Source organism: Psychrobacter sp. 5A.1, from assembly GCF_030407455.1.
In the GTDB taxonomy this organism is placed as follows: Bacteria; Pseudomonadota; Gammaproteobacteria; order Pseudomonadales; family Moraxellaceae; genus Psychrobacter.
This window is the reverse complement of sequence record NZ_JASDDJ010000094.1, coordinates 1-6,613: the sequence shown is the minus strand read 5'-3', so window position 1 is coordinate 6,613 and position 6,613 is coordinate 1. Positions and strand designations below refer to the sequence as shown.

Genomic DNA, 6,613 nt, shown 5'->3' with positions numbered 1-6,613 from the left:
AACACCGTTAGAAAAAGAGAAGCGCTACTTTAATAAAAACCTCTTATCAGGTGTCCTAAATTAGTTGACCACTACAATCAAAGGGAGTGATGGGCGGTAGGCTATCAGCGTTCTTTTCCATGTAGTTGCGGATGAACTGCCACTGTGCGCGAGCATAGACGTCTGAGGTAGCTGGAAAGGAGGAGACCCATTGGTTGACGATGTTACGTTTATTATCTAGCCAGTTGAGCTGTAAAAAGTAGGTTCTACTCATACCGCCTGCACTGACGATATTGACGCTTTTCACACTGGCATGAATGTCTTGATAAGGTAGTTCGTTGATGCCATGGTAATCTACTTTTATTTTGCCGTCTTCTTGGGTGACATCAAATTGCAATATGCGTTGGTCAACCTTATCAAAGGCATCAATGGGTACGTCACTATCGGTGAGTTTAGAGACTTTGCGTAAAAGTGAAACAGGGAGAACAAAAAACATTAGTATTAGAACTATACCAAGTACTATCTCCACGAGCCCTTCAGAGAAAAGGTCTATAAGAAGTACTGGTATCATTATTATAAAAAGAACTAAGAAACAAACAACTATTACTATACCACCCTCGTTAAGCATGCTACTGCCCACATCATTGAAGGTTAAGGCTTAAGGCGTAATGCCTCTAACATCTTTTGCTATATACCGCATGTTTGGGTGGTCTTTTTCAACGTCAACAACATCGCTATAAGGTCGTGATAGCAAAGTGATATCAGGAGTATTATGAGTGGGCAATGTATTCATAAAAATAGTTAATACTCAGTTGCTAAATGAATTAGTCCTTTCTATAAACTGATAACCATCAATTTCATAGCCACCGAAACAACAGCCAATCCCACAGTATTTTGAAGAAACTTGGGTAATCGCCATGTGGTCGCGCGGCACCGATGACATCAATAATAATGGCAAGTATCGATAAGGAAGCCAGCGTTGCAACTACCATCATCACGACATAAAACACTTTTTCTAATAAAGTGGCAGGCTCCATGAGCGCTGGTATCGTGCTCACTGGTCGCATTCAAACGGGCTTGGCAGGTAATCTTATCTAGACCAACTGACAAGACACCATGTTCCATTGAGTATCCATATCCGCTTGTACTAGGGCATCATGCAGTGCATCGGACACAAATACATAACTCATCAACAAGGGGTCGTGCCATAGATCTAGCTCGCAGTTTAGTGCTGATTTACTAACTAATAGTTGTTTGTCTTTGATAGGTATACTGGTTGCGTATCTTTGCTTGCCATCAAAGCTAGAACTAGTATAAGAGGAAAACGACTCGTTCACCTGAGGGTGCGGGTATTGAATGTATTCTCGTCTTTCACAAAGATTAAGAAAATAAAAGGTCTTGTCGCTACACAGTTGCTGGGTCTCAAGGTTGTAGATTTGTACTGGCGTGAGCGTACTTTCCCCTAAGCGAAACTGCTGTAGCAGCTCGGCACAGGCTTGAGTAAGCACAACGCCACCACTTCTCACAAAAAAGATATGTTCAGACGACGGCGGTAGCTTGGTGTCACTACTCTCTACCCACAAGCTGTCTGGTAAGTGCTCGGTCTCAAAAAAACCACTGCTAGCTTTGGATAGTTCCAGCCTATCTTCTTTATACATTTTTTTTATTTCTAATAACTTAGGATCAGCTGTTTTTTCCCTACTTTCAAATATTTTCCAATACTTAGGAAAGCCATATTTTTTATTATTGGCAGGATAGATATCATAAAAATTGACAGAAGTTGTCATATTAAAGCCTGATAGCCAGACGTTTTTTTTAGTGCTCATTTTCTTTTTCCTTAGTTATGGCGTGTCCTCAATCTAAACAGTAAACGGTAAATAGGCTAAAACCTCTCAAGTTAATGTCTGCAGATGTGACAGCATAGATCAGACTTATCAAGACAACCATCCCAAACTAACCACATACCAGAGTTTGCCGACCATACTTGGATAGTCACCATGTGGTCTCGCTGCGCCCATCAGATCTATGATAAAAGCGCCCACAAACATCATGACAATAGTTGCAATAGCAATACCGACACTATAAACCACAGTCTTCCACATAGGTTGGTTGTGCTGCTCAAGATTACCTTCTGGTAGGTGTTTATTTAAATCATAAGGGTCATTGGGATCAATCTGACATTCCGCTTGAATGGCTGCGCTAAAACGATGACGGTAGCTGGTCAGCATAGAAATCACGCGGCCTACATAGCACAGTACTAATAAAGGCAGAATAACCAATGTCACTGGATAAAATCTAAACGTGCGTTCAGGATACTCTATATTTTCGTGAGAGTAATATAGTACATTGAGTATCAAACGCTTAAATGACATGAGTGGTGTTTCACGTTTCTTATGAATGGGATAGATATAACGTATGGCTTCTTTGACTTCTTTTAGTTGCTGATCATCGCCTTCCATATAACGACGGATAAACTCAAAATAACTGATTAAACTCTGATCTATGACATTGTTTTGAAAAGCGAGTGCAAACATGCCTGTCACGGTTTCGCCATCCTTATCCAAGGTGACTGCTCTGATGTCTCTGTCTTCACTAATATAGGCAATAAAAAAGGTCAAGTCGTCCCAGTTATACACCTCTACTTTACGGTTATATTGACGGACATAGACCTTACGGGTTTTGCGGTTAAAGCGTATAGGATAATGCCATGTGGTAAATAACTCGGTTGAGAGTACGTTTATTAATGGAACAAAGAATAGAAGAAGCATAGAAAAAGCAAGAATCAGACAAACACTTAAATATATAAGATCAAAATCTGTTATAAAAATCATTATCGCAAAGATGATACCGTTGCTAACAGACAGTCCAACAAATCCTATAATCAATCCCCATCCTACCGCATCGCCACGTCTTCGTTCATTGCGCCCCGTGGTTTCTAGATAAGTTGAATTAAACTGTACAACCGTTTGCTGTGGCTGCAACGGCACATCGTAGGTTGTATCTTTTTCTAACGGTACTCTTTTATGGATGCCTTTCACATCGTCGAGCTTTTGCCCAACTGCTTGATAACCAGGGGTCAAAAATGGTGGCTTCTTGGTCAGTCGAAACCGCCCTTCCATGTCTACAACATATCCACTCATTATTCATTCCGTCGCGTCTACTTCAATGCCTTTCAAGGCACTGTCTAATTACTTAAGCTAAGGGCTGTCTTCAGATATTTAAATCCACCGAAACAACAGCCAATCCCACAGTATTTTAAAGAAGCTGGGGTAATCACCATGTGGTCGCGCGGCACCCATGATGTCTATAAATAAGGCAAAAACAGACAGGCCAATGATTGAACCTATAATAAGTAGCACGCCAATGACCGCCTTTTCTAATAAGCTGTACTCTCGTCTTGGCGGATTGGGCGGTTTTTTATTTAAGTCAAACTTGTCATTAGGATCTATATCACACTCAGCCTCTATCTCAAAAGAAAAATGCGGGGTGGTACAGGTCTTTATTGAGACAATACGACCAAGTAGCTTTAACAACCAAAAAGGCGTGGCAGCAATGTAGTGCAGATCAATGTTCAAGCTAGTTTCAGGATATTCCATGTCCTTCCATCTGTCATGAAATTCAAACCGACTGCGCTCAATGCTCTCCTGCAGGGTTTCTTTGCGCTGATGAATAGGAAAGACATGTCTGATACTATCCGCTACATGCTTGATGTCTTTATTGGTCTTGCTGCGCATATAGGCGTTTACAAATTCAAAGTGATGCTGCAGAAACTCATTTGGACTTGAGTGGGTAAAAGGAAAGCTAAAGGTACGTCTGATAATACCTTTATCATCCACATCACAACAGCGGATGTCCCATGGGGCGTTAACACCATTCTCCATATGTATTTTTAGAGCGTTCCAGTCGTATGTTTCAACTTGCTTATCTGCTCCGATAACGTAAACCTTGCCATTTTTACGATTAAAGCGAATGGGGAAATAAGTATAAGTAAATAGTTCGCGGCTTAGTATTCGAATGACAAACCAGAGTATTCCAAAACAGATTATTGATAATATAAACATACCTATGGTAATAGCTATTCCACCAGCTTTGAATGCAACAATTAAGCCGTAAATGCATACAAAGATGCCAAAAATGCCTAGCAAAAATGCAGCACCTTGAATATGGGTTATCTCTCCTCGTGCAGACTCCCACCTATCGACCAGCTCCATATAAGTACTGTTAAATTGCACAACAGTCCGCTGTGGGCGTAAGGGTAGTCCATAATGCTTGTCTTGGCATAAGTGATATGCTTTATACTCTTCTTTGTAGGGCTTACCTATGCTGCTGTAGGTCTTATTCCTTGAGCGCCCAGTTAGATCGATAAACATAATGTATTCTCAAGTTGTCAATTAAATATTTTTAGCGAGGTTACCATCAGTAACCTTTATACGAGTGAATCTATAAATATACTTTTACTTATTTTGTAATGCAGCTAGTTTACGCTGTAACTTTTCTAACGTTTGATTCTGATTATTTATCTTGTCTTGATAAATCGCTAAGTTATCTTTTTGTTCTTGCGTGCGTCGAACTTGATTAGCAGTTCGTTGTCGTGCCTGTTCAACCTCACGTTGAATATTAGGATCTAGACCAGTATCCGCAGCTTTACTATCATTCGCACCAAGCACACTGAACACTCCGTTTGTTTGTTGTGTTTGCGGAGTGCCCATGGGTTGATAGTCATAATCATCAAGATCTACAGGTTCGTAATTACTAGGATCTATAGGCTCATAAAAATCGTTCATATCTAAAGGTTCATAATCATTTTTATTTAAGTCATAGGGTTCTACTGGTTCATAACTATCATCAAATTCGATATCTTGATAGTCAAGTGGTTCATACTCCCCTTTATTTTGATAATTAGGTTCAGGTATATCGGTATTAATGTTAGTTGTGGATTTTTGATTGTTTGTGGAATCGACAGAACTATCACTAGTAGATGAGGCTGTTCCTCTACCTATTGATTGCACGTCTTCTTCAGATGATTCCGATTCAGTGATACTTTCAATGGCTACTTTATAAGCCTCTATTTCTGCCTCATAAGATAAATGCCGACTGTCTACACCCCAGATACTACCCTCTATCCATTCTTGAATAGGTGTTAAAGTCAATTCCGCGATTAAAAAACCAACGCCTATTGTAATAATAAATAATACCGCGCCTATACCCGTCCAGATGAGACTAGCACTGAATAGAGTTACTGCTGCTACCGCACCAAATCCAGCTAATCCTGAAATACCATATAAAAACATCATGTTGATATTACCCTTTGTGGCTTCATCATAAGCATGATAAAAATCAAAGCCAGAAAATATAACAGCAGAACCAATATTCAGTCTTTTTGCCCACCAAGCGCTTTTACTAATAGAGCTATTGAGTGAGTCTTTTGTCGCAGCTGAAAGAGTAGGGTTTTTAACTTTTATTTCCCGTATCGCCACATGATGATCCAGTATTCCTCCATATAAAAAACCTATACCTGCAATAAGCTTTGCACCGCTCTCAGACACTATTGCTTTTTGTAGACCCTGTTCTGTAGAATTGCTATAAATGCCAGCAGCTAAACTTATACAGGCCACTGCTTGAAATAATGTACCTGCAGTAGCTAATTTATTTGATAAGCTATCTGATGCTACTCTTGGCTCTATAATTTGAACAAACTCGTTAGACGCAAGATCGACAGTTCGGTTATAGCGCCTTAAACGTGCTTGAGCTGTTTTGAGATCTGACAAAGCACCTTGGTGACCACTCTTAGCTGAGGATTGTAGCGCTTGAAAGCGAGTATTTGCAGCAGCCTTTGTGGGTGCATTATTTTTATTTAGGGTATTAAAGACTGAGTTTGCCTCCTTGGTATCTATGACTAAAGTCGTACCAGAGATATTTGCATTCAAGTCGATATTATCTAAAACCTTGAGGTTATGCATCAGTAGACGAGCGTACTTCCGAGCACTTGTTTTTGAACTGGTGTTGGTTTGAGTGAGTAAGACATCTGTCAATCCAGCAATCGCTTGCTTTTTGGTTCCTGAAAAATTTAATTGTATAATAGGAGCTTCTAAATGAAGTCCAATGGCATACATTGTCTGAGATATGGTTATACTGCTTGCCTCGTTACTGATGACTTTCAGTAATGGTGCACTCAATATTTCAGTAGATTTTTGAATGAGGACTGATTTATTCAAAATGTTTTCAGTATGAATGCCACTAGCTATTCCAATCAGAGATGACCATGACGCTTCGAGTACATTGTTCAACTTAATACCAGAAGTCGAGAAGTCCAAATTCTGCCAGCTTATACTTTTATTGCCTTCTCTGGTAATAGCATCAATATAACTTTGATAGTTATAAGCCAAAGCTCTTAATATATAACTTTGTTGATCGTTAATATCTTTGTTCATTAATTCTGCATATAGTTTCGCCGCTCCAGAGTCATTTACAGTGACACCAATACATTCTAGGATCGTCTCTGTATAGGACATACCACTCGATACATCATTGGTATCATAGTTAAACTGCATTTGATTCTTTAGGTTTTCACTATTTTTAAATATCTCGTTATGGGTTCTGATAATATATTTGGCTATTCTCTTAAAATTTCTTT

The 6,613-nt window shown here is 39.5% G+C and carries 6 protein-coding genes; all 6 read right to left on the bottom strand.

Going from position 1 to position 6,613, the window contains the following annotated elements; genetic code table 11:
• Positions 1–55: 55 nt before the first annotated feature.
• Positions 56–475 (bottom strand): hypothetical protein, encoded by a 420-nt coding sequence (locus QL982_RS13770; protein WP_290164187.1) that lies wholly within the window; start codon positions 473–475, stop codon positions 56–58.
• Positions 476–836: 361 nt separating this feature from the next.
• Positions 837–1,046 carry a hypothetical protein gene (locus QL982_RS13765; RefSeq protein ID WP_290164186.1) on the bottom strand — a complete coding sequence of 70 codons (210 nt, stop codon included), beginning with the start codon at positions 1,044–1,046 and terminating at the stop codon, positions 837–839.
• Between the two features lie 27 nt (positions 1,047–1,073).
• On the bottom strand, positions 1,074–1,805 hold the full coding sequence (locus QL982_RS13760; RefSeq protein ID WP_290164185.1) for a hypothetical protein: 732 nt from the start codon (positions 1,803–1,805) through the stop codon (positions 1,074–1,076).
• Between the two features lie 108 nt (positions 1,806–1,913).
• Positions 1,914–3,119 carry a DUF6708 domain-containing protein gene (locus tag QL982_RS13755; RefSeq protein ID WP_290164184.1) on the bottom strand — a complete coding sequence of 402 codons (1,206 nt, stop codon included), beginning with the start codon at positions 3,117–3,119 and terminating at the stop codon, positions 1,914–1,916.
• 78 nt (positions 3,120–3,197) lie between these two features.
• Complete coding sequence (locus tag QL982_RS13750) at positions 3,198–4,349, bottom strand: DUF6708 domain-containing protein (protein WP_290164183.1); 1,152 nt, start codon at positions 4,347–4,349, stop codon at positions 3,198–3,200.
• An 84-nt stretch (positions 4,350–4,433) separates the two neighbouring features.
• The coding region (locus QL982_RS13745) for a hypothetical protein (RefSeq protein ID WP_290190405.1) at positions 4,434–6,613 on the bottom strand (2,180 nt) is incomplete at its 5' end.

Excerpts from the sequence above, each read along its gene's own strand:
- QL982_RS13770 (WP_290164187.1), bottom strand. The coding sequence starts at position 475 with ATGTTTTTTGTTCTCCCTGTTTCACTTTTACGCAAAGTCTCTAAACTC.
- QL982_RS13765 (WP_290164186.1), bottom strand. The coding sequence starts at position 1,046 with ATGCGACCAGTGAGCACGATACCAGCGCTCATGGAGCCTGCCACTTTA.
- QL982_RS13760 (WP_290164185.1), bottom strand. The coding sequence starts at position 1,805 with ATGAGCACTAAAAAAAACGTCTGGCTATCAGGCTTTAATATGACAACT.
- QL982_RS13755 (WP_290164184.1), bottom strand. The coding sequence starts at position 3,119 with ATGAGTGGATATGTTGTAGACATGGAAGGGCGGTTTCGACTGACCAAG.
- QL982_RS13750 (WP_290164183.1), bottom strand. The coding sequence starts at position 4,349 with ATGTTTATCGATCTAACTGGGCGCTCAAGGAATAAGACCTACAGCAGC.